A 25,953-nucleotide genomic window follows, 5' to 3' on the forward strand; every position below is an offset into this window, starting at 1 on the left:
CGGCGGGGGAGCGGGCTCTGGTTCCAGGGTCTGGATGATCAGATCACTAGGGGAAACTTCATGAAGAAGCTCATTGCTGCGGTCGTGCTGGCTGGGGCCGCATTGCTCGCAACGCCGGCCGTCGCCAACGCTGCCGGTTACACGCCCGACTCCGATGTCTCCGTCTCCGGCAGCTACACCGCCGGTGGCACCGCTGCCGTGAGCTTCACGCCGGGTGCCTTCCAGGATAACGAGACCGTCAACGTCCAGGTCACCGGCGCCGGCGCCGTCACCCTGGGTGCGCTGCCGACCACGACCGTCTCGAAGTCCTACACGGCTTCGTCCGACGGCTCGCTCGTCGTCCGCGTCACCTTCCCGGCCGGCGCGTCGGGCACCTACAACCTGACCGCCACCGGCGCCACCTCGGGCGTCGTCGGCCTGGCCTCCTTCACCGTCGCTCCGGCTGACGCTGCGGTCGCCACCGGCTCGAACGGCACCAACGGCACCCTCGCCTTCACCGGTGGCACCATCTCCGCTCTGGCCCTCTGGGTCGGCGGCGGCGCTGTCGTCCTGGGTGGTGGCCTGCTCGTGGTCCGCGGCTCGGTCCGTCGCCAGCGCGAGACCGTCTGAGTCTCGACACACTGAACGAAGCCCCCGCAGCCGTCTGGCTGCGGGGGCTTCGTCATGTCCGGAGTGCACGACCAGGCGTGCTCACCGCGTGAGCAGCGCCAGCACCACCAGCACGACCGCGGCCACGGCGACGACCGCCAGCACGATGTACAGCCACGGCGGCGTCCGCCCCGGCCGCTTCAGCTGACGCGGGGGCTGGTTGCGGTTGTCCATGCCGCGGAGTGTGCAGCACCAACCTGTGCACCACACGGCTCAGCCACGCGAAGCACATGAACCCCTCCGCATTCCCGATCCGCCCGGGGTTGTGGACGGTGTCCAGATCGCGAGTACCCCGTGCAGGAGATGTACCCCGAAACACATTGGTACCAGCCCGGAAACACAGGGCTCCACCTGTCCCTCGCATTGACAACTCCCGTGAATCCACGGGAGCGCTCGTGTCACCCGGGGTGCAGGACATAGCGTTGAGGTCATCAGGACACGTACCCCGTATGGCGAAGGAGCAGCCACATGAGCATGACCGAGACCCACCCCGCCGTGGCCGAGGTGACCCTCGACACGGAGACCATCGAGGTCATCGCTGCGATCGAAGCCCAGGTCGTCACCTCCGCCGCACCGCAGCGCGCACGGATCCTCTGGACCCGCCCCGACACCGGCCTGTGGGCAGCGAACTACGGCGGCTACTACGGCGGCACGGTCGACAAGCAGGGCTCGCACTACTTCGTGTCGGACACGTTCGGCCAGTACGTCGGCGACTTCCGCTCACTCGACGAAGCCCAGGCCCGTCTCGCTGAGCGACTGCACACCGTCCTGCCGGACGTCATCCGCTCCTGACCCCGGTCCGACCGCACGATCAACGCCCCGCCGCACTCCGGCGGGGCTTCGTCGTTCCCAGGGCGACCACACCCAGCACCACCACGCCCAGCAGCGCACCGATGACCGCGCCGCTGGTGTTCGCGAGCACGTCGTCGAACGACGCGAACCGCGCCGGCAGGAACAGCGCCTGCCCGATCTCGATCGCCGAGCTCACCACCAGCCCGGCCACGCAGCCCACCCACCACGCGCGGGTCCCCAGCCGCAGCACGACGAGCAACCCGAGCGGCACGAAGAACAGCACGTTCGCGCTGAACTCCAGCGCCCCGTAGCCGAACCACGCGGGGACGCCGACACGGTGCACCAGGTCCAGCACGCGCAGGATCACCGGGTGGGCACCGGCGTCGACGGGGGAGCCCCAGTACCCCACCACCAGCACGCCCAGGCCGTACAGCACCAGCAGCGTCGTCGCGAGCCGCCGACTGCGCGGCGTCGGAGCGACGGCGCGGGTCCGCAGCGCGGCGAGCACCAGGGCGCCGAGCAGGACACCGACCGCGCACGCCACGATCCCGGAGGCCCAGGTCCGGCCCGGCGTGCCACCCTGCGCCGCGCGGATGCTCACGACCAGCACGCAGGCGACCGCCGCCCACGCGGACGCGCGCCACCCGGCGACGGCGGACGACCCGCGCCCGGCGGCCGCCACGAGCGCGGGCAGCGGCACGGTGACGGCCGTCACGGCCATCGCGGTGACGAAGCCGTCCTCGACGGTCAGGAGGCCGTGCCCGACACCCCGCAGCGCTGCGACCCCGGTACGGAACAGCCCCACCGCCTCGCTCGCCACCCCGGGCAGCGTCGCGGCCACCAGGACGGCCAGCACCGCCAGGCCCAGCACGAGGCGGGCGATCACGGCCGTCCGGGGCATGGTCACGAGGGTCGACGCTACCGGTCCCCGGCTGGCACCCGGACTGGGAGGTCCCCACTACTGGGGACCGGACATGTCCCCACAGGGGCTCTGTGAACTGCCAGGATCGGCCTCGGCGCGAACGGCCGTTCTCCGGTTCCCTGACCGTGACGATCGACGCCACCGCGCCCGACAGCCTCGACCCGAAAGAGACTCTCATGCTGCCTGCAGACCAGGGCACCACTGTGCCCGCACGCCGTCTCGGCGTCCGACCCGTCGCCGTCCTGATGGCCGCGCTGCTCGTCGGCGCCGGCCTGAGCACCGCCACGGCCGTCGTCGCCGCCACCCCGGCATCGGCGGTGGTCGCGGCGACGACCGACGGACACTTCGTCTGCGACCAGAACACGTTGTACGCGACGAACTCGGCGGGCAAGGTCGTCGCGATCGACATCAGCGCCGCAGCGTCGAAGGGCTCGACGGCCGACGTCGCCGACCTCGGCACGCAGGCGAACAACGGCCTGGGCATCTCGCGTGAGGGCACGGCGATGTTCGCGGCGTCGAACGGGGCGAGCGCGACGCTGCGCTCGTTCGACCCCGCGACGAACACCGCGTCGGCCGCGATCCCGACCGACAAGACCCGCACGGTCATCCGCGGAGCGGTCAACCCGGTCACGGGCATCTACTACTACGGCGACAACACCGGCTGGCTCGGCGCGTACGACCCGGCCAAGCAGCAGTACCTCGGCCAGGTCGGCCAGATCACCGGCCTGAAGTCGGGCAACGGCGACTTCGCGTTCAGCTCGGGCGGGCTGTTCTTCGTCGTGGCGGCCGACACGGTCTACCGGGTGAACACCGAGGCCGTCCCGGCCACCTCCGGCGCCACGTCGCTGAGCACCACGCCGATCGCCACCCTGCCGCAGGGCACCAGCAGCCCGGGCATCGCGTTCTCGTCCGACGGCTACCTGTACGTGTCGAACACGACCACCGCCAACAACGTCGCCACGACCACGATCTACCAGCTCGACCCGACCGCGGGCACCCAGCTGCGGTCGTTCCCGGTCGTGGGCAACTTCGCCGCGACCGACCTGGCGACCTGCAACTACGCCGACACCGTCGCGGGCGCGTCGAGCGTCGACCAGCGCTGGAACAGTGGCGACCAGTTCGGCCTGGCGATCACGGGCGACGGCATCACCAGCACCAGCAGCGGCACCACGGCGACCACGAGCGGCTCGGACACCGGTGTCCAGCGCCAGAAGGCAGGCGCCGTCCTGGTCACCCCGGACAAGCACTACACGGTGACCCAGACCGCGGCGGGCACCACGGACCCGGCCGACTACGCCACCACGTGGAAGGCCGTCGACACCAACAGTGGCCGCACCGTGGCGAACGGCACCGGCAGCACCGCGGCGTTCACGTTCCCCCGGGCCGTGTCCAGCGACGGCACCGACGTCGTCGTGACGTTCACGAACACGCTGCAGCGCACCCACGTCGGCACGGCGGCCGACACCGCCGTCGCCGAGTCCGGTGAGCCCCTGACGGTGCCGGCATCGTCCGGCGTCCTGGCGAACGACACCGGCGACGGGCTGACCGTCGTGTCGAACACCAAGCCAGCACACGGCACCGTGACCGTGAACCCCGACGGCTCGTACACGTACACGCCCGATGACGGTTTCTCGGGCACGGACGGCTTCGACTACGTCGCGCAGGACGGCTCCGGTCGCCAGGCGACGGGCACCGTGACGGTCACCGTCACCCCGACCGCGGCCGCCGACGCCATCACCGTGCACGCCGGATCAACGGCGTCCGCGAACGGTGCCTCGGGCCTGCTGGCGAACGACATCGGCGACGGCCTGACCGTCGTCGCGAACACGCAGCCCGCGCACGGATCGGTGTCCGTCGACCCCGACGGCGCCTACCGGTACACGCCGGCGGACGGGTTCTCCGGCTCCGACACCTTCACCTACACGGCGAAGGACACCAAGGGCCACACGACCACCGCCACCGTGACGGTCACCGTCGTGCCGACCGCGGGGGCCGACACGGTCACCGCGACGGCCGGACAGCCGACCGTCGGAGCCGCACCGGGCCTCCTGGCCGACGACCAGGGCACCGGACTGACCGTCGCCGGATCGACGCAGCCTGCCCACGGCGCCGTCGTGGTCGGGAAGGACGGGTCGTACACGTACACCCCGGCCGACGGGTGGTCCGGGCCGGACCAGTTCGACTACACGGTGACCGACGGCACCTCGAGCGACACCGTCACGGTCACGGTGCACGTCGCACCCCGGGCCCTCGACGACGCCGCGAGCACCACGGCCGGCGACCCGGTCGTCCGGACCGGGCGCACGGACGGCGTCCTGGGCAACGACCTGGGCGACGGCCTGTCGATCACGGCGGACACGACACCGGCACACGGGGCGCTCGAACTCGACCGCACCACCGGCGCGTACCGGTACACCCCGGTCGACGGGTTCTCCGGCCGCGACACGTTCACGTACACGGTGCTGGACGCCGCCGGGGCCCTCAGCACGGCGACGGTCACGCTGACCGTGGTGCCGGCCGCCGCCGACGACACCGCCACCACCCGGGCGAACGTCCCCGTCACCATCGCCGTGCAGGCGAACGACCACGGCACGGACCTGACGACCGCGCTCGTCGACGCCCCGACGAACGGCACGGCCGTCGTCGCCGACGACGGGTCGATCGACTACACCCCGGCCACGGGGACCTCGGGCACGGACCACCTGACCTACCGGGTCACCGACCCCACCGGGCTGGTCTCCCGCACGGGGACCGTCACCGTGACCGTGACGCCGCGCGCCCTGCCCGACGCTGCCGCGACCACCGCCGACCAGCCGGTCACGGTCGCCGCGACGACCCTGTCGGGCAACGACGTGGGCACCGGCCTGCACGTCACCGGCGTGCGGGACGCGACGGGTGGCACGGTCGCGCTCGACGCCGCGGGCGACGCGGTCTTCACGCCGGCCGCGGGCTCGTCGGGCACCGGGACGTTCTGGTACGACGCCACGGACGCGTCGGATCGCACGGCCTCGAGCTGGGTCGTCGTGATCGTCGGCCCGATGGCCACACCCGACAGCGCGACCGCAACGGCGGGCTCCACGCTCACGGTGTCCACGGTCGACGGGGTCCTGGCGAACGACCGCGGCACCGACCTGACCGCCACGGTCGACGTCGAACCCCTGCACGGTGCGCTGGACCTGGCGCCGGACGGCTCGTACACGTACACGCCGGCCGACGGGTTCTCCGGCCCGGACTCGTTCACGTACACGGCGAAGGACGGCTCCGACAGCACCACCACCGGGCTCGTGAGCATCACCGTGCGGCCGAGCACCGCGGCGGACACGATCACCACGACGGCGAACACGCCCGTCACGGTGACCTCGCGTGACCTGACGGCGAACGACCACGGCACCGGACTCACCGTCTCCGCCGTGCGTGACGCCGGCACGGGCTCGGTCGTCCGGAACGCCGACGGCACCGTGACGTACACGCCCGCCGCGGGGACCTCCGGCACGGACACCTTCACGTACCAGGTCACCGGCGCGAACGGCAACACCGCGACCGGCACCGTCACCGTGACGATCGACCCCGTGGTCGCGGCTCCCGACACCACGGCCACCGCGGACGGCGAGCTCGTCGTGCCCGCCGACCAGGGCGTGCTCGCCGACTCGACCGGATCCGACCTGCACGTGACGGACCACACGGACCCCTCGCACGGTTCGGTCACCGTCGACCCTGCCGGTGGGTACACGTACACGCCGACGACCGGGTACTCCGGCCCGGACACCTTCGACGCGACCGTCCGCGACGGATCGGGCAACACCACGACGGCGACCGTCACGATCACCGTCGCCCCGAAGGCCGTGCACGACACCGCCAGCACCACGGCGGGCACCGCGGTCGACGTCCCCGTGACCGCGAACGACAGCGGGACCGCCCTGCACGTCACCGCGGTGTCTGCGCCGGCAGCGTCGGTCGGCACGGGGCCGGTCGGCACGGGTTCGGGCGGCACGGGACCGGTCGGCACGGCGTCGGTCTCCGGCACGGGCACGGTCACGTTCGTCCCCGCGGACGGGTTCTCCGGCACGGCGACGTTCGGGTACACCGCGACGGACGGCACCGGCAGCACCGCCACCGCGACGGTCACCGTCACCGTGACCCCCGTCGCGGTCGCCGACACCCTGAGCACGCCCGCCGGCACCGCGCTGCCGATCAGCAGCGCGACCGTGACCGGCAACGACCACGGCACCGGACTGCACGTCACCGGACACGGCGACGCTCGGCACGGCACCGTGACCGAGGGCGTCGACGGCGGTCTGGTCTACACGCCGGCGCCGGGAGCCTCGGGCACCGACACGTTCACGTACACCGCGACGGACGCCTGGGGGCAGTCGACCACGGCGACCGTGACCGTGCTCGTCGGCACCGTGGCGGTCGACCACACTGCGACCACGGCGACGAACGGCACCGTGCGGGCCGCTGCCGGCACGGGCGTGTTGACGGGTGACTCCGGCACGGCGCTGTGGGCCGCAGTCGACCGCAAGCCCGCGCACGGCACCGTGCACGTGGCGAAGGACGGCTCGTACGTCTACACCCCGGCCCAGGACTGGTCGGGCATCGACACCTTCACGTACACGGCCACCGACGCCGAGGAGAACACCGCCACCGGCCTGGTGACGATCACCGTCGTGCCGACCGTCCGCGACGACCGTGCCCGCACCACCGCGGGCACCGCCGTCACCGTCCGGGGGCCGGGCGTGCTCGGCAACGACCGTGGCACCCGGCTGCAGGTCGTCGCGGTCGGCACCGCTGGCCACGGCACCGCGACCATCGCGGCCGACGGCACGTGCGTGTACACGCCCGCCGCCGGGTTCTCCGGCACCGACCGGGTGACGTACACCGCGCAGGACGCCTCCGGGCAGCGCGTCGACGGCACGATGCTGGTCACGGTCGGGATCGTCGCGCGACAGGACGCCGCCACTACGGTCGCCGGGGTCGCCGTCGCGCACGACGCCGGCCACGGCCTGCTGCGGAACGACCTCGGCACCGACCTGACCGCGGCGCTCGACCGGAAGCCCGCGCACGGCACCGCTCGCGTGGGCGCCGACGGGTCGTACGTCTACACGCCGGCGACCGGGTTCACCGGGACGGACGTGTTCTCGTACACGGTGACGGACGCCTCGGGGCAGACGACGAGCGCCACGGCGACGATGGTGGTGCTGGCCCACGCCGTCGCGACCGACGACGCGGCGACGGGCACGAAGGGCAGGGCCGTCACGATCGCGCCGCTCGACAACGACCACCCCACCGGTGGTGCGACGTTCCAGCGCGGCACGCTGCACCTGCTCGACGCGGCGACCGGCGCGAGCGTCGACCGTCTGGTCGTCGACGGCGAGGGCACCTGGACCGTCACCGACGGCGTCGTCACCTTCACGCCCGAGGTCGGACACACCGGCACCCTGCAGGTCGGGTACGCCGTGACCGACAGCGACGGGCAGGTCGTCACGGCCACCATCACCGTCACCTACCCGATCGGCTTGGCCGCCAAGCTGCACGCCGCGCAGCTCGCCTTCACGGGAACGACCGGGCTGACCGGGCTCGGCTTGGCCGCGCTCGCGCTGCTGCTGGGAGGGATCGCCCTGCTGCTCCGACGACGGAACGCGCGCGCCTGACCCAACTCGGCTGACGGACAGGAGGCCCGGATCACCACCGCCACACGGCGGACGTGATCCGGGCCTCCTGTCCGTGTCGGTGGCCCGCGGGGGCGGGGGCAGGTCGCGTCAGAAGAGCGTGTCGGTGCCGGGCTGCGGGGTTGCGCCGGACGGGTCCACCGGTTCGATCAGCTGCGGGCCGTCGTTCCGGACGCTGTTGACGGTGCGGGCGACCTCGTACTGCGTCAGACCTGCTGCGACCTCGAGCGACTCGTGGTCCAGCAGCGCCAGCAGATCGTCGGCCGCAAGCTCACCGCCCAGCCAGTCGTCGTAGCCGTCGGGAGTCAGGAACGCCGGCATCCGGTCGTGCACCTCGCCCGGAGCGACGTGGGCGTCCCGCGTGATGATCGCCAGCGAGAGCTTCCACTTGTCGGGGTCGTCCTCGGGCTTGGTCGGGTCGGGCCAGGCACTCACGACGCCGGCCATCGCGAGCGCCCCGCCGGGTTCGTGCACGAAGTGGGGTTCCTTGCCGTCCTCGCGCACGACCCACTCGTAGTAGCCCTGCGCCGGGACGATGCACCGGTTCGTCAGGAAGGCCCGCTTGAACATGCCGCTCGTGGCCACGGTCTCGATGCGGGCGTTGATCGGCTTCGGGCGCTGCTTCGCGAAGTCCTTCGCCCAGGTCGGCACGAAGCCCCAGCTGATGCGCGGGAGTTCGCGCTCGCCGTGACGCTGCCGGACGGCGTACACGGGGTCAGTCGGTGCGACGTTCCAGCTCGGGGCCAGGCCGGCATGCACCTCGCCGGAGTCCGGGTCGACGTGTTCGGTCCCCGAGGCGAGCTCGGCCAGGAGCTCCGGAAGCAGGTCGGCGGTGGTGTCGGAGACGACGAAGCGGCCACACATGCGCCCAGTGTGCCCCGTCCCACCGACGCCCGTGCCGTGCCGCGGCGCGTGCCCGTGCCGTGCCGCCGCGCGTGCCCGTGCGCGAGCCCGTGCGCGTGCCGCCGCGCGTGCCGAGTCTCGGCGCAGCGGACAGTTCGCGCCGGCCGGACGCCGCAAGGTGTCCGCGGGGCCGAGTCTCGTTGAGGCGAGTGGCGAGTGGCGAGCGGCGGCGGTGCGCCGTGGTTCGTCCTGCGGGTTGGCCGATCTGGTCGGTGGAACCCGGGGATCGCGGACCAGATCGGCCATCGCGCATTGGGAACCCGTCCGGGTCCGGGGGCGGCTCTGTGCCCCGAGGGATCAGGTCCGTGCCCTGGCCCGGCACTCGCGGCGGCGGGGTGGGGTCGGCGGGGCGAGGCCAGCGGGGCCAAGCGGTGCGGGGCGGCGAGACTCGGTGGTGCGGACAGGTTGCGCCGTCGGGATGCCGTGCGGGGTCCGCGGGGCCGAGTCTCGTCAGAGGGATGCGGCCTCGCGGCGGGCGCGCTCGGCACGGCCCAGGCGCGTCAGCATCGAGGGCAGGTTGCCGGCGTAGACGAGCATGAGCACCGGCCACACGTGCGCGGACCCGACGACCGCGAAGCTGATCGCCGCCAGCACCCCGCCGGCGACGAGTGCCGTTCTCCGCGTCAGGTCCACGATGACGCCGCGGCGGTACAGCGCGGTGTCGATCAGGACGGCCTCGCGGTCCTCGGGCGCGATCGCCGGTGGCCGGACCGCCAGGTAGCGCTGGATCGACGACCGGACGGTGCGGGCCGTGTCGGGGCGGACCTGCCGGCCGTTGATCGTCGCGACGGGCTCGGACCGCCCCGACAGAGGACAGCACGCGAACGCGACCAGACCGACCCCGAGCGCCAGCAGCAGCACGATGACCGTGGCGCCACCGGGCCGCAGTCCGGTCCAGTGCCGGCCGAGCTCGAACACGGTCATCCCGGCCGCGGCGACCGCCATCGCCGCGAGCGCCACTCCGAACGCGCGGCGCACGCGAGCCGGGGACACCGCGTCGCCGACCTGCTGCCAGTACGTCTGCCAACCGAGTCGCAGCACGGGCGCTACCTGTCCTCGCCCGGCAGGCCGAGCTTCGACCCTGAACGGGTGCTCGGACGTCCCGGGCGCACGGAGGTGCTCGCGGCGCGGGGCGGTGCGTCCGGCAGGAGCTCGGCGAGGGCACGTGCGCGTTCGACCCTGCCGAGGCGGATCACGTTCGTCACGGTGCGGACCACGGCGATCAGCGCGACCCAGAGCACGATCCGGGCGGGCACCTCGAGCAGGACGACCGCGACGGTGCCCAGCACGACGACCACCAGCAGGAGCAGCCCGCGGTACACCTCGGGCACCATCCCGGCGCGGATGACCGCTGCATCCCGCAGCACGTCGTCGCGGTCGGCGGGGTCGATCGTCGGCGCGCCACCGCGGCGGAAGTACTGCTCGACGCCGTCCCGCGCCTGGGTCATGGCTCCGGACCAGTACAGGCGTGCGCCGTCCGGGCCGGTGGGGCGGAGGGGGACGAGTGCGGCGCCGAGCACGCCGACCGCGAGCGCGAGCATCACGACACCGACCAGTCCTGCGGCGCTGCCCAGGTCCGGCCACGGCGTGACGAGCCCGACACCGACCAGGACCAGCGCTGCCCCCACCGCAACCAGGGCACCGACGACCGCCGACCATCGCCGACGTGCCGCGGGGACGGCGTGGCTGAACTCGTCGCGGAACACGCGCCAGCCGAGGAAGTACATGCTTCGTTCCTACTCGGCCGGCCGCCGGACACGCCCGGCTGGTCTCGACCGCGCACACCCGGCACCGCACGGCGGCGGGCCGGATCAGCGATCGTCCAGGCAGGGGCGCTCACCTGCTGCCATGAGTCTCGACATCGTCTACACCGCCGTCGCCCACGCCTCCGGGGGTGGCCGCGACGGCCACGTCCGCAGCGAGGACGACCGCCTGGACCTCGACACCCGTCCGCCGAAGGAGATGGGCGGCAGCGGCGAGGGCACCAACCCCGAGCAGCTCTTCGCCGCCGGGTACGCCGCGTGCTTCCTCGGCGCGCTGCACGCCGCGGGCAAGGAGCTCGAGGTCGACACCACCGGCGCCGAGGTCTCCGCCGAGGTCGGCATCGGTGGGAACGGCAGCGGCGGCTTCGGCCTGGCGGTCGAGCTCGACGTGTACATGCCCAACGTCGAGCAGGCGAAGCGGCAGCGCGCCGCCGAGCGGGCGCACGAGATCTGCCCCTACTCCAACGCCACCCGCGGCAACATCACCGTCACGCTGTCCCTGGTCGACTGACACGCTGGTCCACGTGGACCCCGCGTCGCGCTGCCCCTGCCTGAGCGGCAACCCCTACGGCGAGTGCTGCGGCCCCCTGCACGCCGGGGCCGCAGCACCCACCGCCGAACGGCTCATGCGCTCCCGGTTCTCGGCGTTCGCGCTCGGGCTGCCCGAGTACCTGCTGCGCTCGTGGCACCCGAGCACCCGACCGGCCACGCTCGAACTCGACCCCGACCAGCGCTGGACCCGGCTCGACATCACCGCGACCCAGGCGGGAGGCCCGTTCGACTCGCGGGGCACGGTCGCCTTCCGCGCGTGGTGGCGGACCGACACCGACCGTGGCACGCTCGAGGAGACGAGCGACTTCGTCCGCGAGCAGGGCCGCTGGTTCTACCTGGACGGGGTCGTGGCGTCCTGAGGAGCACCATGCCCGACTCCCGTCCCACCCGCGACCTCACCACGTTCGGCGCCCGCACCACGGCCGCCCAGGTGGTGGACGGCATCGACCTGACCGGCCGCACCGCGATCGTCACCGGAGCGGCTTCGGGCATCGGCGTCGAGACGGCCCGGGCGCTCGCCGGAGCCGGCGCGACGGTGACCATGGCGGTCCGCGACACCGACGCCGGACACCGTGTCGCCGAGGACATCGCGAGCACCACCGGTCGACCGGCGCCCGCGGTCGTCGCGCTGCACCTGGACCGCCCGGCCTCGGTCGACGCGTTCGTCGCCGCATGGGACAGTCCGCTCCACATGCTCATCGCCAACGCCGGGGTGATGGACTCCCCCGAGAGCTACACGCCTGCTGGCTGGGAGTCGCAGTTCGCCACCAACCACCTGGGGCACTTCGCCCTGGCGCTCGGGCTGCACGGCGCCCTGACCGCGGCCGGCGACGCCCGGATCGTCGCCGTGTCGTCGAGCGGGCACGGCTCGTCGCCCGTCGTGTTCGACGACCTGTTCTTCCGTCGCCGCGCCTACGACCCGGGCATGGCGTACGCCCAGTCGAAGACCGCGAACGCCCTGTTCGCCGTCGGGGTCGGGCTGCGCTGGGCGGACGACGGCATCACCGCGAACTCCTGCATGCCCGGCGGCATCTGGACCGGGCTGCAGAAACACTGGGACCCGGACGTCCTGGCGGCGACGAAGGTCGCCGCGGCCGACCTCGTGAAGACCCCGGCGCAGGGAGCGGCCACGTCCGTGCTGCTGGCCACGGCGCCGGAGCTCGCCGACGTCACGGGGAAGTACTTCGAGGACTGCCACGAGTCCGCCGTGGTCGATGCCGTGCAGGACGGCCTGTACGGGGTGCTGCCCTGGGCGCTCGACACCCACGACGCCGATCGCCTGTGGGACGTGTCCGTCGCGCTGCTCGACGCCGAGGCACGCACCCGGCGCTGAGCACTGAGCGCCGAGCACTGCGCTCCGCGGGCCCGCTACCCGACGATCGTCTCCGGCAGCCGCACCGCGTGCCGCATCGCCCGGCGCACGGCGGCCTCGTCCGGCAGCAGCTCGTCGTCGTCCCCCGTCAGGAAGAACCGGATCTGCCCGATGGCCTGTTCGGTCAGCATGTCCAGGCCGTTCAGCACCCGACCCCCGGCAGTCGACCACCGCCGGGCAACCGCCGTCGGCCACGGCTCGTACGCCACGTCGAACAGCACCGCGTCGGGGCCGCTCGGGGTCAGGGGCAGGTCGTCGGCCGCGCCCCCGGGCAGCGTCGACACGACGAACCCCAGCGGGCCGGCCTGCACCAGCTCGGTCAGCGGGTGCACCTCGAGCGTGATGCCGAGCCGCGTCGCGAGCGTGACCAGGTCGCCCGCGCGGCCGGTGTCGCGCACGAACACCCGGACCAGCGAGGCGCCGAGCCGCAGCGACGCCATCAGGGCACTGGCTGCCGTGGCGCCCCCGCCCAGGATCGTGGCCTGGCCAGGGACGTGCCCGAGCGCTGCCACGGGCCGCACGATGCCCTCGACGTCGGTGTTCGCGCCCGACCGCTCGACTCCGTCGCCGACGCTGCGGAACGCCAGGGTGTTCGCGACCCCGAGCTCGTCGACCAGCGGCGTCGTGCGGTCGAGCAGCGGCAGCACCTCGCGCTTCAGCGGCATCGTCAGGCTGAGTCCGCGGTACCCGGCCTGCGCGGGTCCCAGTCCCGCGATGAAGGCGTCGAGCCCGCCCGAGGCCACCTCGTGCCGTCCGTACGTGAACGGGACGCCGAGCTCCTGGTACGCGGCCAGGTGCAGCGTGGGGGAGAGCGAGTGCGCGATCGGCGAGCCGAGCACGGCCAGCGCGGTGCGGTCCGGGTCGCGCCAGGTGGGGGTCACGGTCAGCGAGCATAGTCAGCCCGGATCAGCGTCAGGCGCTTAGGGTAGCCTTACTTCCGTGATCCGAACCTCCCTCCCCAAGCAGCGCCTGCGCCGCGTGCTCGCAGCAGCCGGCGCCGTCGTGGCCGCGTCGCTCGTCCTGGCCGGCTGCTCCGCCGGCTCGACGACCGCCCAGTCGAACCCGTCCTCCAGCGGCGACGGTGCCTTCCCCGTCTCCATCACGACCGGCCTCGGCACCACGACGATCGAGTCGCAGCCCAAGCGCGTCGTCGCCCTCGGCTGGGGTGACGCCGAGACGGCCCTCGAACTCGGCGTGCAGCCCGTCGGTGCCAGCGACTGGCTGGCGTTCGGCGGCGACGGCGTCGGTCCGTGGCTCAAGGACGCCTACACGAAGTCGCCGAAGATCATCAACACGCTCGAGCCCAGCTACGAAGACATCCTCAAGCTCAAGCCGGACCTGATCCTCGACGTCAAGTCCTCGGGCGACAAGGACCGCTACAGCAAGCTCTCGGCGATCGCGCCCACCGTGGCGATCCCGAAGGGCGGCGCGAACTACCTGGCGACGACCAAGCAGCAGACCACGATGATCGCGAAGGCGCTCGGCAAGGTCGACCAGGGCAAGAAGCTGCTCGACGGCGTCGACACGGCCTACGCCGCAGCACGCAAGGCCCACCCCGAGTTCCAGGGCAAGACGGCCGTCATCGGCGCCTACACGTCCGAGGGCTTCGGCGCCTACGCCTCGGCCGACAGCCGCGCGCAGTTCATGCAGCAGCTCGGCTTCACGATCCCGAAGAAGATCGACCAAGAAGCCGGCAAGCAGTTCTCGGTGTCGCTGTCGAACGAGAACCTCGACCTGCTGGACGCCGACCTGACCGTGATCCTGCCGATCTACGTCGAGGCCTCCAAGGCCGAGGCAGACCCGCTGTTCCAGAAGGTGCCGTCCGTGCAGGCCGGCCACGACATCGTCGTCGACGACAAGGACGTCTCGTCCGCCTTCTCGATGGGCACCACCGCCGCGATCGAGTGGGCGCTCAAGCGTCTGCCCGACCAGTTCGCGGCGAAGCTCGGCTGAGCCGACCAGACCAGCTGAACGGCCAGGAGGCCCGGATCACCACCCACGGACCGGTTGCGGTCCGCCGGGGGTGCGCCGGGCCTCCTGGCCGTTGCCTGGTGCGCGCGCCCTGGCGGGCGTGCGCTGGTGGGGCGGTTCAGCCCCCGATCGTCGAGCCGATCAGCGCGAAGAGCAGGGCGATCAGCGGGAAGCCGCCCTGGATGAGCGCCGTGCTGAAGTAGCGGCGGCCGGTGCCGGCGAGCACCACGGCGGCACCGAGCATGCTCGCGGTGGCGAACACGACCAGGGTCCAGCCGGTCGCGCCGTTGCCCGCGTAGGCCAGGACGACACCCAGGAACGCGCCGATCGCCAGGAACAGGTTGTAGAAGCCCTGGTTGAAGGCGAGGCCCTGGGTGGCGCGTGCCTCGGCGTCCGAGGCGATGCCGAACGTCTTGCGCACGCGCGGGCTGGTCCAGGCGATCGACTCCATGAAGAAGATGTAGACGTGCAGCAGCCCGGCGAGGATCGCGAACACGGTGGACAGGACGAGGAGCGCCGACATGGGACCATCCTCCCACCGTTAGGCTCGGGCCATGAGCGAGTACGACGAAGCTGCCGTGTCGGAACTGCGGAGCATCCGCCAGAGCATCGACAACATCGACGCCGCGGTGATCCACATGCTCGCGGAACGCTTCAAGTACACGCAGCGGGTGGGGTACCTCAAGGCCAGCGCCGGCATGCCCGCGGCCGACCCGGCGCGTGAGCAGATCCAGGTGACGCGGCTGCGGTCCCTGGCGGCGGAGTCGCACCTGGACCCGGCGTTCGCGGAGAAGTTCCTGAACTTCATCGTCGCCGAGGTCATCCACCACCACGAGCAGATCGCCGGGGCCGAGGCGTGAGCGAGGGCGCTGCGGTGCCGTCGTTCTTCGTCGGGTCCTACACCGCGACCGGGGGTGGGAACGCGACCGGGATCTCGCTGGTGCAGGACGGTGTCGCATCGACCGTGGCCGTGATGGACGACCCGTCGTTCCTTGCCGTCGCGGGTGACCGCGTGTACGCCGTGTCCGAGGTCGTCGACGGCAGCGTCAGTGCCTTCCGTCGGAACGGCTCGGCGCTCGAGCACCTGTGGGACGCACCCGCCGGTGGGGACGCGCCGTGCCACGTGCGGGTCGACGCCGCGGGCGCGCTCGTGCTGACGAACTACACGTCCGGGACCGTGACCGCGGTGGGGCTCGACGGTGCAGGCGCTGCTGGTGCTGGTGCTGGTGCTGGTGCTGGTGCCGGTGCTGCTGGTCCTGGCGCGACCGTGGTGCTGCCCGACGTTACCGGACCCGATCCGGACCGGCAGGACGGGCCGCACGCGCACCAGTCGATCGCGACGCCCGAGGGCACGATCCTGGTGGCGGACCTGGGCGGGGACGCGCTGCACGAGTTCGCGGTGTCTGGGTCTGGGTCTGGTTCTGGTTCGGGGTCGGGTTCTGGTTCTGGGTCTGGTTCGGGGTCCGGTTCTGGTTCTGGCTCTGGTTCTGGTTCGTCGTCCGTCGGGCTGTCGTCGGTGCGGGTGCACCACGTCGCGCCGGGAGCGGGCCCGCGGCACATGGCGTGGTTCGACGGCGACCTGTTCGTCGCCGGCGAGCTCGACGGCCAGGTGCACCGGCTGCGGCGAGACGAGGGTGGATCGTTCCGGACCGTCGCATCAGCGGGGACGGGCTCGGTCGTGCCGGGCGACTCGCTGCTCAGCCACATCGAGGTCGTCGACGCCGGTCGCGTGGTCGTCGCCGTCCGGGGTCGTGACGAGATCGCCGTGCTCGACGCGGCCGACGGCGGGCTGACCTTCGTGGGCGCTGTTCCGTGCGGAGGCACCTGGCCGCGGCACTTCGCCCGCGTGCCCGGGTTCCTGCTGGTCGCGAACGAGCGGTCCGACGCCGTGGCAGTGCTGCCCGTCGGGGACGACGGGATGCCGGGGGAGCCCGTCGGACAGATCGCCGTCGGTACGCCCACCTGCGTGGTGCCGCTCTCGTAGACCTGGTCCGGCGCCGGGTCAGAACTCGATCAGGTTCTCGAACGCGCGACCAGCGGCCAGCGCCGAGACCTGTCGGCGCATCAGTTCGATCGACCGCGGCACGCTCAGGTCGGTGTTGCCCCCGACGTGTGGCGTGAGCACGGTGTTCGGTGTCGTCCAGAGCGGGTGCCCGGCCGGCAGCGGCTCGGGGTCGGTCACGTCCAGCCCCGCCGACAGCCGTCCGCGCTGCAGTTCGGCGACCAGGGCGTCGGTGTCGACGACCCGACCCCGGGCGACGTTCACCACGAGGGCACCGTCGGGCAGCGCCGCCAACAGCGCGGCGTCGACCAGGTGGTCGGTCTCGTCGGTGAGGGGAGCGATGAGCACCAGCACGTGCGTGGTGCGGGCGAGTTCGGGCAGCTCGCCGAACGCGTGCACGTGGCGGCCGTCCTGCTCGCGCGCCGTCCGGGCGACGACGGTCACGTCGGTCCTGAAGGCCTCGAACCGGGTCGCGATGGCGCTGCCGATCGCGCCGTAACCCACCACCGTGACCCGACGGTCCGCCAACGAGCGGGTCGTGCGGACGTCCCAGACGCCGTTCGTCCGGTCGATCTGGAACTGCCCGATCTCCCGCAGCGCCGTGAGGGCCAGGCCCACGGCGAGCTCGGCGGTCTCGTCGTCGTGGATGCCCCGGCCGTTCGCCAGCTGTGCGTGCCCGGGGACGTGCGGCACGGCGTGCTCGTAGCCGGCGCTCGGCAGCTGCAGCAGCTGCAGGTTCGGCAGGTCGTGGACGTACTGCCACCGGTGCCGACCCTGGAAGTAGAACGGCAGCATCGTGATCGCGACGTCGTCCGGACGCTCGTGGGGAGATCCGACGTCCCAAACGCCGAGCTCGATGCCGTCCGGCACGGGGCCGAAGCGGTCGACGAGCTCGGCGAAGGGCAGCGTGACGAGGAGGTCGGCGGACACGGTGCGGGCCGCTCAGCTGTCCGTGCGGGGCGAGAAGGTGCCGTCGGACGCCAGTGGCCCGCGGCCCAGGACACCCTCGGTCACGGTCTCTTGGATGACGTCACCGAAGCGGCTCGGCAGGGTCGCGCCGTGCGTGCCGCGGAGCTCGTCGACCGAGACCTCGAACGCGCCCTGGACCTCGAGCGCCTGCGAGTGGCCGTCGGTCACGCCGATGCGCAGCACCGGGAAGCCCCGGCCGTTGCACAGGCCCTGGAACCGCACGTCGTCCTCGCGGCGGACGGTGACGATGACCCGGGCAGTCGACTCCGAGAACAGGGCCGTGGCCAGGTCGATGCCGTCGCGTTCCTGCAGCTCGTCGAGGACCACGCGCGCGCCGACCCGGAAGCGCAGGACCGACTCGGCGAGTGCCTGACCCAGGCCGCCGTCCGCCAGGTCGTGTGCGCTGCTGAGCAGCTGCTCGTCGGTGGCTGCGGCCAGCAGCGAGCCGAGCTCCTTCTCGCGCGCCAGGTCGACCTTGGGCGGGCGACCGCCCAGGTGCCCGTGCACCGTGCCGGCCCATGCCGAACCGTCGAGCTCGAGGTCGGTCGTGCCGAGCAGGTAGATGTTGTGGCCGTCGTCCTGCCAGCCCGAGGGCACGCGCTTGGCGACGTCGTCGATGACCCCGAGCACGCCGACCACTGGGGTGGGGTGGATCGGCGTCGAACCGGTCTGGTTGTAGAACGACACGTTGCCGCCCGTGACGGGGATGCCGAGCTCCATGCAGCCGTCGGCCAGTCCCTCGACCGCCTGCGAGAACTGCCACATGACCTCGGGGTTCTCCGGCGAGCCGAAGTTCAGGCAGTCGGTCACCGCGGCCGGGATCGCCCCGGTGACGGCGACGTTGCGGTACGCCTCGGCCAGCGCCAGACGAGCACCCTGCTTGGGGTCGAGCTGGCAGTAGCGACCGTTGGCGTCGGTGGCGATCGTCACGCCCAGGCCGGTCTCCTCGTCGATGCGGATCATGCCGCCGTCGTCGGGGAACGCGAGCGCGGTGTTGCCGAGCACGTAGGTGTCGTACTGGTTCGTGACCCAGTCCTTCGACGCCAGGTTCGGTGATCCGAGCAGCTGCAGGAACTGGGCCTTGAGTGCCGGACCCGTCTCGGGACGGTCGAGCGAGTCGGCGCTGTCGGCCTGCAGCGCGTCGATCCACGTCGGGTAGGCGACCGGGCGGTCGTACACGGGGCCGTCGACGGCGACGGTGCGCGGGTCGACGTTCACGATCTCCTGGCCCTGCCAGTCGATGACGAGACGGCCGGTGCCGGTGACCTCGCCCAGCACGCTGGTCTCGACCTCCCACTTGCCGACGACCTGCAGGAACGCGTCGAGCTTGTCGGGGCGGACGACCGCCATCATGCGCTCCTGGCTCTCCGACATCAGGATCTCTTCGGCGGTGAGCGTGGGGTCGCGCAGCAGGACGTCGTCGAGCGAGATGTGCATGCCGCCGTCGCCGTTGCTGGCGAGTTCGGACGTGGCGCACGAGATGCCCGCGGCGCCGAGGTCCTGGATGCCCTCGACCAGGTCCTTCTGGAACAGCTCGAGGCAGCACTCGATCAGGACCTTCTCGGCGAAGGGGTCGCCGACCTGCACGGCGGGACGCTTGGTCGGGCCGCCCTCGGTGAAGGTGTCGGACGCCAGGATCGACGCCCCGCCGATGCCGTCGCCACCGGTGCGGGCGCCGAACAGCACGACCTTGTTGCCCGCACCCGAGGCGTTCGCCAGGTGCAGGTCCTCGTGCCGCAGGACGCCGACCGCCAGCGCGTTGACCAGCGGGTTGCCCTGGTACACCGGGTCGAAGTAGGTCTCGCCGCCGATGTTCGGCAGGCCCAGGCAGTTGCCGTAGAACGAGATGCCGCCGACGACCCCGTGCACGACGCGCGCCGTGTCCTCGTGGTCGATCGCGCCGAAGCGCAGCTGGTCCATCACGGCGACCGGACGAGCACCCATCGAGATGATGTCGCGGACGATGCCGCCGACACCCGTGGCCGCACCCTGGTACGGCTCGACGTACGAGGGGTGGTTGTGCGACTCGACCTTGAAGGTCACGGCCCAGCCGTTGCCGACGTCGACGACGCCGGCGTTCTCGCCCATGCCGACCATCAGGTCCTTGGTCATCTCCGGCGTGACCTTCTTGCCGAACTGCCGCAGGTAGTTCTTGCTCGACTTGTACGAGCAGTGCTCGGACCACATGACCGAGTACATCGCCAGCTCACCCGAGGTGGGGCGGCGGCCCAGGATCTCGCGGATCTTGGCGTACTCGTCGGCCTTGAGCCCGAGGGCCTCGTACGGCTGGTCCTTGTCGGGGGTCGTCGCCGCGTCCTGCACGGTGTCGGGCTTGGGGCGCACGTGGGTCGTCACGGTGTTGTCGTTCCCTGCTGCAGTGGAGTCGGTCACGTCGGTCGGGTCGGTCGGCTCGGTCACGTGACGAGCGTCGACGCGATCACGGAGGTGAAGAAGGTCAGGCCGTCCGTGCCGGAGGCCATCGCCGCGGGGGTGTCCGGGCCGAAGCCGGGCTCGGTCGCGTGCTCGGGGTGCGGCATCAGGCCGACGACGTTGCCGCGCTCGTTGGACACGCCGGCGATGTCGTCGATGGACCCGTTCGGGTTCACGCCGACGTAGCGGAACACGACCTGGCCGTTGTCCTCGATGCGCTTGATCTCGTCGGCGTCGGCGACGAACCGGCCGTCGGCGTTCTTGAGCGGGATCGTGATCTCCTGCTGGGCGCTGAAGCCGGAGGTCCATGCCGTGCCGGTGTTCTCGACGCGCAGCTTCTGGTCGCGCCGGATGAACTGCTGGTGCGCGTTGCGGGTGTGGGCGCCGGGGACCAGACGGGCTTCGGCGAGCATCTGGAAGCCGTTGCAGATGCCGAGCACGGGCATGCCCTTGCCGGCGGCGTCGATGACCTCGGCCATGATCGGGGCCTTGGCGGCGATGGCTCCGGCGCGCAGGTAGTCGCCGTACGAGAACCCGCCGGGCAGCACGATGGCGTCGACGCCCTGCAGGTCGTGCTCGCCGTGCCAGAGCGCGACGGGCTCGGCTCCGGCGAGACGGACCGCGCGCTGGGCGTCACGGTCGTCGAGCGAACCGGGGAACGTGATGACGCCGATGCGCATCGCGGTCACTCGGCGCTGCTGTGCTCGGCGACGCTGACCGAGACCACGTCTTCGATCACGGCGTTGGAGAAGATGTCCGCGGCGATCTCGCGGACCTCGGCGAGCTTGGCGTCGTCGACGGGGCCGTCGACGGTCACCTCGAACCGCTTTCCGATGCGGACGTTGGTCAGGTCGTTCTTGCCGAGGCGGGCGAGGGCGTTGCCCACCGCCTTGCCCTGGGGGTCGAGGATCTCGGCCTTCGGCATGACCTCGACGACGATCGTTGGCACGTGTTCACTCCAGCACGGTGGGTCGGTTGGGGACACCACGAGTCTAGATGCCGCGCAGCGACTGCTGCGGCCGGTTGTGGAGAACTGGTCCGTCCGGTATATTCCAAGTCGAATAGTCCACCTCGACCAGTTCGATCCGACCCTGACAGGAGGCCCGGTGCCGGAACTCACGCCGCTCGCGTTCGCCGCGCTCGGGCTCCTGAACGAGGGGCCGACCCACCCGTACGAGATGTTCCAGACGATGGTGCACCGCCGTGACAACCGGAACGTCAAGGTCCGGCCCGGCACGCTGTACCACCAGGTGGGGCGCCTCGTGGAGCTCGGGTACGCCGAGGTCGTGGGCACCGATCGCGAGGGCAACCGGCCCGAGCGCACGACCTACGCGATCACCGAAGCCGGTCGGGCCGCCCTGCGGGAACGCCTGCTCGTGCTGCTCAGCCAGCCTGCCGAGGAGTACCCGGTCTTCCACCTCGCGGTGTCCGAGATCGAGAACCTGCCCGCGGCCGATGCCCTCGACGCACTCAGTGCACGGACCCGTGCGCTCGAGACCCAGCTCGCCGAGGCCGAGACGATCCGTCGGGTCGTCCTCATGAAGGACCTGCCCGAGCGGTACTGGCTGGACGTGTCGTACGTCCATGCCATGCTGCGCGCACAGATCGAGTGGCTCCGTGCCACGACGGCCCGCATCGCCGACGGTGCCGTCCCCTGGACCTGACCGGTCCTGACGAACACATCCACACCACCAGCAAGGAAACACACTCGATGACTGCTGTCTCGTCGCCCCCCGCGACCACCGAGAAGAAGCCGTGGCCAGCCCTCTGGGCCCTGGTCGTCGGGTTCTTCATGATCCTGGTCGACTCCACGATCGTCTCCGTGGCCACCCCGACCATCGCCCAGAAACTCGACGCCGACATCAACAGCGTGATCTGGGTGACCAGCGCCTACCTGTTGGCGTACGCCGTCCCGCTGCTGATCACCGGCCGACTGGGTGACCGCTTCGGCCCCAAGGTCATGTACCAGATCGGGCTCGTGGTCTTCACGCTCGCCAGCCTGTGGTGCGGGTTCTCCGGCTCGATCGAGACCCTGATCATCGCCCGCGTCGTGCAGGGTCTCGGCGCCGCGATGATGACGCCGCAGACCATGGCCGTCATCACGCGCATCTTCCCGCCGCAGAACCGCGGCGCCGCGATGGGCCTGTGGGGTGCCGTCGCCGGCGTCGCCTCGCTCGTCGGCCCGATCCTCGGCGGCCTGCTCGTCGACGGCTTCGGCTGGGAGTGGATCTTCTTCGTCAACGTGCCCGTGGGTGTCGTCGCGTTCGTCCTCGCCCAGCGCTTCGTGCCGTCGTTCGAGCGCCACGGCCACCGCTTCGACGTGCTCGGCATCGTCCTGAGCGCCGTCGGGCTCTTCCTGCTCGTCTTCGGCATCCAAGAGGGCGAGACGTACGACTGGGGCGTCATCACCGGCGTCATCTCGGTCTGGTCGCTCATCATCACCGGCATCGTCGTGCTCGTCGCCTTCGTGGTGTGGCAGGGCGTCCAGAAGGGTGAGCCGCTGCTGCCCCTCGGCCTGTTCAAGGACCGCAACTTCACGCTGGCCAACATCGCGATCACGGCCGTCGGCGTGGCGATCTCGTCCTTCGCGCTGCCGATCATGCTCTGGGCCCAGGACGTCCTGCGCTTCTCGCCCACCCAGGCCGCACTGCTGCTCGTGCCGCAGGCCGTCATCGCCGCCGGGCTCTCGCCGCTCGTCGGCAAGAAGCTCACCGTGTGGAACCCCCGCTGGGTCGCCGCGTTCGGTCTCGCCTGCTTCTCGGGTGGCCTGTTCTGGTTCGGTGCGCTGCTGTCGTCGGGCGCCGACTGGGGCTGGACGCTCCTGCCGAGCGCGCTCCTCGGTCTCGCCAACGCCTGCATGTGGGGCCCGCTGTCCGTCTCGGCGACGCGCAACCTGCCGCCGAAGCTCGCCGGTGCCGGTTCGGGTGTCTACAACACCACCCGGCAGATCGGTGCCGTGCTGGGCTCCGCGGGCATCGCGGCGCTGATCGAGTCCCGCATCACGGCGAACTTCCCGGCACAGTCGGGTGGCACGTCCACCGGCGGCGCCGAGCAGCAGGTCGGCGCACTCCCCGCGTTCCTGCAGCAGCCGTTCGCCACGGCGATGGGTCAGTCGCTCGTGCTGCCGGCCTTGGTGCTGGTCGTCGCGATCGTCGCGGCGCTGTTCCTGGCGAAGCCGAAGCAGACCGTCGCCTGGAGCCAGACCGGGTCCGTCGCGACCCAGCCCGGCGCCCCTGCCGACGGCCCCGCGGCCCCCGCCGGGCACGGAGCCCACGCCGCAGCGCCCGCGCCCACCTCGCCCGAAGAGGAACTCGCCGTGGTCGACCACCACGGCCGCCACTCCGGCGCCGAGTAGCCCGCACGCCCGTACGCCCCCGACCGCACCCGCGGCCGGGGGCGTCGTCGTGTGTTTGCGCGCGCGAACAGCCCGGCGGCGTTCTGTCGCTTACGCGTAAGCGACAGTTCGGCGCGAACAGTCGGGCGCGTTCTGTCGCTTTCACGAGTCGGCCGCCCGGCTCCTCCGCCGAAGCGACAGTTCGGCGCGAACAGTCGGCAGCGCTCTGTCGCTTTCGCGAAGGCGACAGTTCGGCCCGAAGGCGACACGTCGGCGCGAAGGCGACGGGCCCGCTCGCGCCCGACGGCACCCGGGGTCAGCGGCGGCGCTGCAGGTGCTCGCGGGTCAGCGCGTCCATCTCGTCGTCGGACAGGGCATCGACGGCGCGGGCCTCGCGGCGGTCGGTCCGCTGCCACCGTACGAACAGCGAGATCAGCACGGGGATGTCCGCGACCTCGGCGATGAACCACAGCAGGTCGCCCGCCAGGTGCTGGTCGCGCAGCGGCGACGGGAACCACGCGGGACCCGAGGCCATCACGGTCGCCCCGTCGAGCACGTGGTTCGTGATGCGCAGCACGATGCCGGGGATCGCGTCGAGCATGAGCTCCACGAAGGCCAGCAGGAACTCCGCCGTGACGAACGTCGACGACCGCAGCAGCCCCGGTTCGGACAGCGGCGCGAGCAGCCCGAACCCGAGCACCGGCACCAGGACCGTGATCGCGACGGCCCACACCGGGGACTCGCGGATCGTCGCCGACAGGGGTGTCAGCAGCAGGCAGAACAGCGTCAGCGCGACCAGGGGCGAGACGATCGCGGTGCCGAGCACACGCACCGGACGCGACCGCATGACCGCGGTGGCCGCGTCGGCCAGGCGGGCGGGGCCTCCTGTCCGGAGCAGCGCGATCGGGGCGCCGATCGCGGCGAACGTGGGCACCGCGAAGAACAGCAGTGCCAGCCGCAGCACGAACGCCCACCGCAGCGTCTGGTCGTACACACCGACGATCCCGAACTGCAGCACGCCGAACAGCGCCAGCGCGCCGACGAACGACAGCGTGCGCCACCAGGGCCACGTGGCTCGGCGGCGGTGGGCCCCGACGACCCACCAGCCGTACGCGACCGCCGCGACCACGATCATGACGACCGCGAGCGGATCGAGGTGCCAGATGCTCCAGAACTCGGACGGTGACGGCGTGGTGGGCCTCCTGGATCACACGGTGTGGGCGCGCTGCAGGACCATCCTCGGCCCGCGGGGGACCGATGCCGCTCGGAGCCGGAGCCGATCCGGTGAGAACGGGTTCAGATCCGCGTGACGCCCGCCGCCGGGACCGTCCGGGACAGCAGCCAGACCCCGATCGGGACCAGTACCGCACCCAGGAGCGCGACCCCGAGCGACAGGTGCAGCTGCATCACGACGAACGCCGGGCCGACCGTGCACAGGACCGCGACGGCGACGACGGGCCAGGCGGGACGGTCGGCGCCGGGGACCAGGCGGGGGAGCGGCCGGTCGAACCAGCGCAGCCCCCGCGCCACCGCCAACGCCGTCGCGAGCACCACCACCACGGCCACGGCCCGGGTCGCCCACCACGTCGCCGAACCGGGCGCCGGGAACGGGATGCCGATGAACAGCGCGATGCCGTTGAGAGCGATGAACAGGGGCAGGTGCCACAGGTAGATCGTCATGCCGTCGCGGCCGAGCAGGAACACGACGCCCTGCGCCGCACGGGTGCGCATGAGCCGGGTGAGCGGCGCGTGCACGACCTGCACCAGGCACACCTGTGCCACGGCGAGCAGGGCCAGCGGGAGCATCGGCGGGTTGAGGTCCTGCAGCATGTCCGGCGACCAGAGCCCGACGAGCGTGATCGCGATGGTGACCGCGTACGTCAGGACGGCGACGACGGCGAGCAGTGCGCGCGAGCGCTGCCGGAACCAGCCGTCCGCCCACAGGAACCCGAGCTGCTGCGCGAACAGCCACACGGGGCCGAGGTTGAGCAGCCCGACGTCGGCGACCCCGGTGGACAGGCGGACCGCGTCGACCACGCCCGCCAGCAGCAGGAGTGCGCCCAGGGTGCGCCACGGAGCGCGGGCGTGCAGGCGTGCCATCAGCGGCACGCAGCACTGGGTGATGCCGTAGGCGGCGAGGAACCACAGCGGCGACCCGATGCCGAACGCCACGGTCGCCAGCAGGTCGGCCGGTGTGCCCAGGGCCGTGGCGACCCCGAGCCCCAGCGCGAGCACGACCAGCAGCGGGACCGCCGGGCGGAACAACCGCACCAGCCGGGTTGCGGTCCAGTCGCGGGCGCCCCCGCCGCGGGCCACGGTGCTGCGCCACCCGACGGCGCTGGCGAACCCGCCGACCACGAAGAACAGCGGCATCACCTGCCCGACCCAGGTGGCCGGCACGTACCAGTCCGCCTGCTGCAGGGGACTGGTGACGCGGATGCCGGCGTCGTCGGCGGCGATCCCGACCATCGTGACGTGCACGACGACGACGAGGACGACGCACGCCGTCCGGATGAGGTCGACGACCAGGTCTCGCTGCGCGATGATCCCCCGGACGTCCACGCTGGTCTGCGCCTGCTGAGTGGACATGGCGTGACGCTACCGGGCGGTCGGCGGTTCCCAGGCG

Annotated in this window: 24 protein-coding genes; 11 read left to right on the forward strand and 13 right to left on the reverse strand. The window is 71.9% G+C overall.

What is annotated here, in order from left to right:
• The first annotated feature begins 60 nt into the window (after positions 1–60).
• A complete protein-coding gene (locus ACLBWP_RS09635) occupies positions 61–609 on the forward strand; it encodes a sortase (protein WP_243562382.1) in 549 nt (182 codons plus the stop codon).
• Between the two features lie 81 nt (positions 610–690).
• On the opposite strand, the gene ACLBWP_RS09640 is transcribed toward ACLBWP_RS09635, so the two are convergent.
• A complete protein-coding gene (locus ACLBWP_RS09640) occupies positions 691–822 on the reverse strand; it encodes a hypothetical protein (RefSeq protein WP_447654997.1) in 132 nt (43 codons plus the stop codon).
• A 294-nt stretch (positions 823–1,116) separates the two neighbouring features.
• Here ACLBWP_RS09640 and ACLBWP_RS09645 point away from each other — a divergent pair, with 294 nt between their 5' ends.
• Positions 1,117–1,440 carry a hypothetical protein gene (locus ACLBWP_RS09645; RefSeq protein WP_243562383.1) on the forward strand — a complete coding sequence of 108 codons (324 nt, stop codon included), beginning with the start codon at positions 1,117–1,119 and terminating at the stop codon, positions 1,438–1,440.
• Between the two features lie 19 nt (positions 1,441–1,459).
• Here ACLBWP_RS09645 and ACLBWP_RS09650 read toward each other — a convergent pair whose 3' ends face one another.
• Positions 1,460–2,341: a VanZ family protein gene (locus tag ACLBWP_RS09650; RefSeq protein WP_447655135.1), complete on the reverse strand. Its 882-nt coding sequence runs from the start codon at positions 2,339–2,341 to the stop codon at positions 1,460–1,462.
• 197 nt (positions 2,342–2,538) lie between these two features.
• Here ACLBWP_RS09650 and ACLBWP_RS09655 point away from each other — a divergent pair, with 197 nt between their 5' ends.
• Positions 2,539–8,013, forward strand: coding sequence for a beta strand repeat-containing protein (locus ACLBWP_RS09655; RefSeq protein ID WP_447654998.1), 5,475 nt, complete (start codon positions 2,539–2,541; stop codon positions 8,011–8,013).
• Between the two features lie 108 nt (positions 8,014–8,121).
• Here the strand turns inward: ACLBWP_RS09655 and ACLBWP_RS09660 are convergent, their stop codons facing one another.
• The 3 genes from ACLBWP_RS09660 to ACLBWP_RS09670 form a co-directional block, all read right to left on the reverse strand.
• Positions 8,122–8,895 (reverse strand): SOS response-associated peptidase, encoded by a 774-nt coding sequence (locus ACLBWP_RS09660; protein ID WP_447654999.1) that lies wholly within the window; start codon positions 8,893–8,895, stop codon positions 8,122–8,124.
• A gap of 489 nt (positions 8,896–9,384) precedes the next feature.
• Positions 9,385–9,975: a hypothetical protein gene (locus ACLBWP_RS09665; RefSeq protein WP_447655000.1), complete on the reverse strand. Its 591-nt coding sequence runs from the start codon at positions 9,973–9,975 to the stop codon at positions 9,385–9,387.
• Between the two features lie 5 nt (positions 9,976–9,980).
• Positions 9,981–10,661, reverse strand: coding sequence for a hypothetical protein (locus ACLBWP_RS09670; protein ID WP_447655001.1), 681 nt, complete (start codon positions 10,659–10,661; stop codon positions 9,981–9,983).
• 121 nt (positions 10,662–10,782) lie between these two features.
• Here ACLBWP_RS09670 and ACLBWP_RS09675 point away from each other — a divergent pair, with 121 nt between their 5' ends.
• From ACLBWP_RS09675 to ACLBWP_RS09685, 3 genes are read left to right on the forward strand one after another with little or no spacing between them, the layout of a single operon-like run.
• On the forward strand, positions 10,783–11,208 hold the full coding sequence (locus tag ACLBWP_RS09675; RefSeq protein WP_447655002.1) for an organic hydroperoxide resistance protein: 426 nt from the start codon (positions 10,783–10,785) through the stop codon (positions 11,206–11,208).
• Between the two features lie 13 nt (positions 11,209–11,221).
• Entirely contained in the window at positions 11,222–11,608 is a 387-nt protein-coding gene (locus ACLBWP_RS09680) for a YchJ family protein (protein ID WP_447655003.1), read from the forward strand.
• Between the two features lie 8 nt (positions 11,609–11,616).
• Positions 11,617–12,582, forward strand: a complete 966-nt coding sequence (locus tag ACLBWP_RS09685) for an SDR family NAD(P)-dependent oxidoreductase (RefSeq protein ID WP_447655004.1) — start codon at positions 11,617–11,619, stop codon at positions 12,580–12,582.
• A 35-nt stretch (positions 12,583–12,617) separates the two neighbouring features.
• Here the strand turns inward: ACLBWP_RS09685 and ACLBWP_RS09690 are convergent, their stop codons facing one another.
• A complete protein-coding gene (locus ACLBWP_RS09690; RefSeq protein ID WP_447655005.1) occupies positions 12,618–13,502 on the reverse strand; it encodes a shikimate dehydrogenase family protein in 885 nt (294 codons plus the stop codon).
• A 58-nt stretch (positions 13,503–13,560) separates the two neighbouring features.
• Here ACLBWP_RS09690 and ACLBWP_RS09695 point away from each other — a divergent pair, with 58 nt between their 5' ends.
• On the forward strand, positions 13,561–14,574 hold the full coding sequence (locus ACLBWP_RS09695) for an iron-siderophore ABC transporter substrate-binding protein (protein ID WP_447655006.1): 1,014 nt from the start codon (positions 13,561–13,563) through the stop codon (positions 14,572–14,574).
• A gap of 136 nt (positions 14,575–14,710) precedes the next feature.
• On the opposite strand, the gene ACLBWP_RS09700 is transcribed toward ACLBWP_RS09695, so the two are convergent.
• Positions 14,711–15,115 (reverse strand): DUF1304 domain-containing protein, encoded by a 405-nt coding sequence (locus ACLBWP_RS09700; RefSeq protein WP_447655007.1) that lies wholly within the window; start codon positions 15,113–15,115, stop codon positions 14,711–14,713.
• 31 nt (positions 15,116–15,146) lie between these two features.
• Here ACLBWP_RS09700 and ACLBWP_RS09705 point away from each other — a divergent pair, with 31 nt between their 5' ends.
• The gene (locus ACLBWP_RS09705) at positions 15,147–15,452 is read left to right on the forward strand and encodes a chorismate mutase (protein ID WP_243562402.1); all 306 of its coding nucleotides are present in this window, start codon (positions 15,147–15,149) and stop codon (positions 15,450–15,452) included.
• On the forward strand, positions 15,449–16,576 hold the full coding sequence (locus ACLBWP_RS09710; protein ID WP_447655008.1) for a lactonase family protein: 1,128 nt from the start codon (positions 15,449–15,451) through the stop codon (positions 16,574–16,576). The genes ACLBWP_RS09705 and ACLBWP_RS09710 overlap by 4 nt, the downstream gene beginning before the upstream one ends.
• A gap of 18 nt (positions 16,577–16,594) precedes the next feature.
• On the opposite strand, the gene ACLBWP_RS09715 is transcribed toward ACLBWP_RS09710, so the two are convergent.
• The 4 genes from ACLBWP_RS09715 to purS are packed head-to-tail and all read right to left on the reverse strand — an operon-like array spanning position 16,595 to position 20,942.
• Positions 16,595–17,524, reverse strand: coding sequence for an NAD(P)-dependent oxidoreductase (locus ACLBWP_RS09715; RefSeq protein ID WP_447655009.1), 930 nt, complete (start codon positions 17,522–17,524; stop codon positions 16,595–16,597).
• A gap of 12 nt (positions 17,525–17,536) precedes the next feature.
• Positions 17,537–19,918 carry a phosphoribosylformylglycinamidine synthase subunit PurL gene (purL, locus tag ACLBWP_RS09720; RefSeq protein ID WP_447655136.1) on the reverse strand — a complete coding sequence of 794 codons (2,382 nt, stop codon included), beginning with the start codon at positions 19,916–19,918 and terminating at the stop codon, positions 17,537–17,539.
• A gap of 59 nt (positions 19,919–19,977) precedes the next feature.
• Positions 19,978–20,673 (reverse strand): phosphoribosylformylglycinamidine synthase subunit PurQ, encoded by a 696-nt coding sequence (purQ, locus tag ACLBWP_RS09725; RefSeq protein WP_243562428.1) that lies wholly within the window; start codon positions 20,671–20,673, stop codon positions 19,978–19,980.
• A gap of 5 nt (positions 20,674–20,678) precedes the next feature.
• Entirely contained in the window at positions 20,679–20,942 is a 264-nt protein-coding gene (gene purS / locus ACLBWP_RS09730; RefSeq protein ID WP_056123105.1) for a phosphoribosylformylglycinamidine synthase subunit PurS, read from the reverse strand.
• A gap of 157 nt (positions 20,943–21,099) precedes the next feature.
• Between purS and ACLBWP_RS09735 the strand changes: the two genes are divergently transcribed.
• Together ACLBWP_RS09735 and ACLBWP_RS09740 are read left to right on the forward strand one after the other, a co-directional pair.
• On the forward strand, positions 21,100–21,657 hold the full coding sequence (locus ACLBWP_RS09735; RefSeq protein WP_447655010.1) for a PadR family transcriptional regulator: 558 nt from the start codon (positions 21,100–21,102) through the stop codon (positions 21,655–21,657).
• A gap of 47 nt (positions 21,658–21,704) precedes the next feature.
• Positions 21,705–23,348, forward strand: a complete 1,644-nt coding sequence (locus tag ACLBWP_RS09740) for a DHA2 family efflux MFS transporter permease subunit (protein WP_447655011.1) — start codon at positions 21,705–21,707, stop codon at positions 23,346–23,348.
• Between the two features lie 295 nt (positions 23,349–23,643).
• Here the strand turns inward: ACLBWP_RS09740 and ACLBWP_RS09745 are convergent, their stop codons facing one another.
• Together ACLBWP_RS09745 and ACLBWP_RS09750 are read right to left on the reverse strand one after the other, a co-directional pair.
• Positions 23,644–24,462: a cytochrome c oxidase assembly protein gene (locus ACLBWP_RS09745; RefSeq protein ID WP_447655012.1), complete on the reverse strand. Its 819-nt coding sequence runs from the start codon at positions 24,460–24,462 to the stop codon at positions 23,644–23,646.
• 161 nt (positions 24,463–24,623) lie between these two features.
• Positions 24,624–25,916, reverse strand: coding sequence for an acyltransferase family protein (locus tag ACLBWP_RS09750; protein ID WP_447655013.1), 1,293 nt, complete (start codon positions 25,914–25,916; stop codon positions 24,624–24,626).
• Positions 25,917–25,953: the final 37 nt, after the last annotated feature.

The organism is Microbacterium sp. M1A1_1b (genome assembly GCF_053345565.1).

What these genes read in the sequence shown, in the direction of transcription:
- ACLBWP_RS09675 (WP_447655002.1), top strand. Translation starts at nt 10,783, where the DNA reads ATGAGTCTCGACATCGTCTACACCGCCGTCGCCCACGCCTCCGGGGGT.
- purQ (WP_243562428.1), bottom strand. Translation starts at nt 20,673, where the DNA reads ATGCGCATCGGCGTCATCACGTTCCCCGGTTCGCTCGACGACCGTGAC.
- ACLBWP_RS09740 (WP_447655011.1), top strand. Translation starts at nt 21,705, where the DNA reads ATGACTGCTGTCTCGTCGCCCCCCGCGACCACCGAGAAGAAGCCGTGG.
- ACLBWP_RS09660 (WP_447654999.1), bottom strand. Translation starts at nt 8,895, where the DNA reads ATGTGTGGCCGCTTCGTCGTCTCCGACACCACCGCCGACCTGCTTCCG.
- ACLBWP_RS09650 (WP_447655135.1), bottom strand. Translation starts at nt 2,341, where the DNA reads ATGCCCCGGACGGCCGTGATCGCCCGCCTCGTGCTGGGCCTGGCGGTG.
- ACLBWP_RS09745 (WP_447655012.1), bottom strand. Translation starts at nt 24,462, where the DNA reads ATGATCGTGGTCGCGGCGGTCGCGTACGGCTGGTGGGTCGTCGGGGCC.
- ACLBWP_RS09670 (WP_447655001.1), bottom strand. Translation starts at nt 10,661, where the DNA reads ATGTACTTCCTCGGCTGGCGCGTGTTCCGCGACGAGTTCAGCCACGCC.
- ACLBWP_RS09655 (WP_447654998.1), top strand. Translation starts at nt 2,539, where the DNA reads ATGCTGCCTGCAGACCAGGGCACCACTGTGCCCGCACGCCGTCTCGGC.
- ACLBWP_RS09645 (WP_243562383.1), top strand. Translation starts at nt 1,117, where the DNA reads ATGAGCATGACCGAGACCCACCCCGCCGTGGCCGAGGTGACCCTCGAC.
- ACLBWP_RS09640 (WP_447654997.1), bottom strand. Translation starts at nt 822, where the DNA reads ATGGACAACCGCAACCAGCCCCCGCGTCAGCTGAAGCGGCCGGGGCGG.
- ACLBWP_RS09705 (WP_243562402.1), top strand. Translation starts at nt 15,147, where the DNA reads ATGAGCGAGTACGACGAAGCTGCCGTGTCGGAACTGCGGAGCATCCGC.
- ACLBWP_RS09750 (WP_447655013.1), bottom strand. Translation starts at nt 25,916, where the DNA reads ATGTCCACTCAGCAGGCGCAGACCAGCGTGGACGTCCGGGGGATCATC.
- ACLBWP_RS09685 (WP_447655004.1), top strand. Translation starts at nt 11,617, where the DNA reads ATGCCCGACTCCCGTCCCACCCGCGACCTCACCACGTTCGGCGCCCGC.
- ACLBWP_RS09635 (WP_243562382.1), top strand. Translation starts at nt 61, where the DNA reads ATGAAGAAGCTCATTGCTGCGGTCGTGCTGGCTGGGGCCGCATTGCTC.
- ACLBWP_RS09700 (WP_447655007.1), bottom strand. Translation starts at nt 15,115, where the DNA reads ATGTCGGCGCTCCTCGTCCTGTCCACCGTGTTCGCGATCCTCGCCGGG.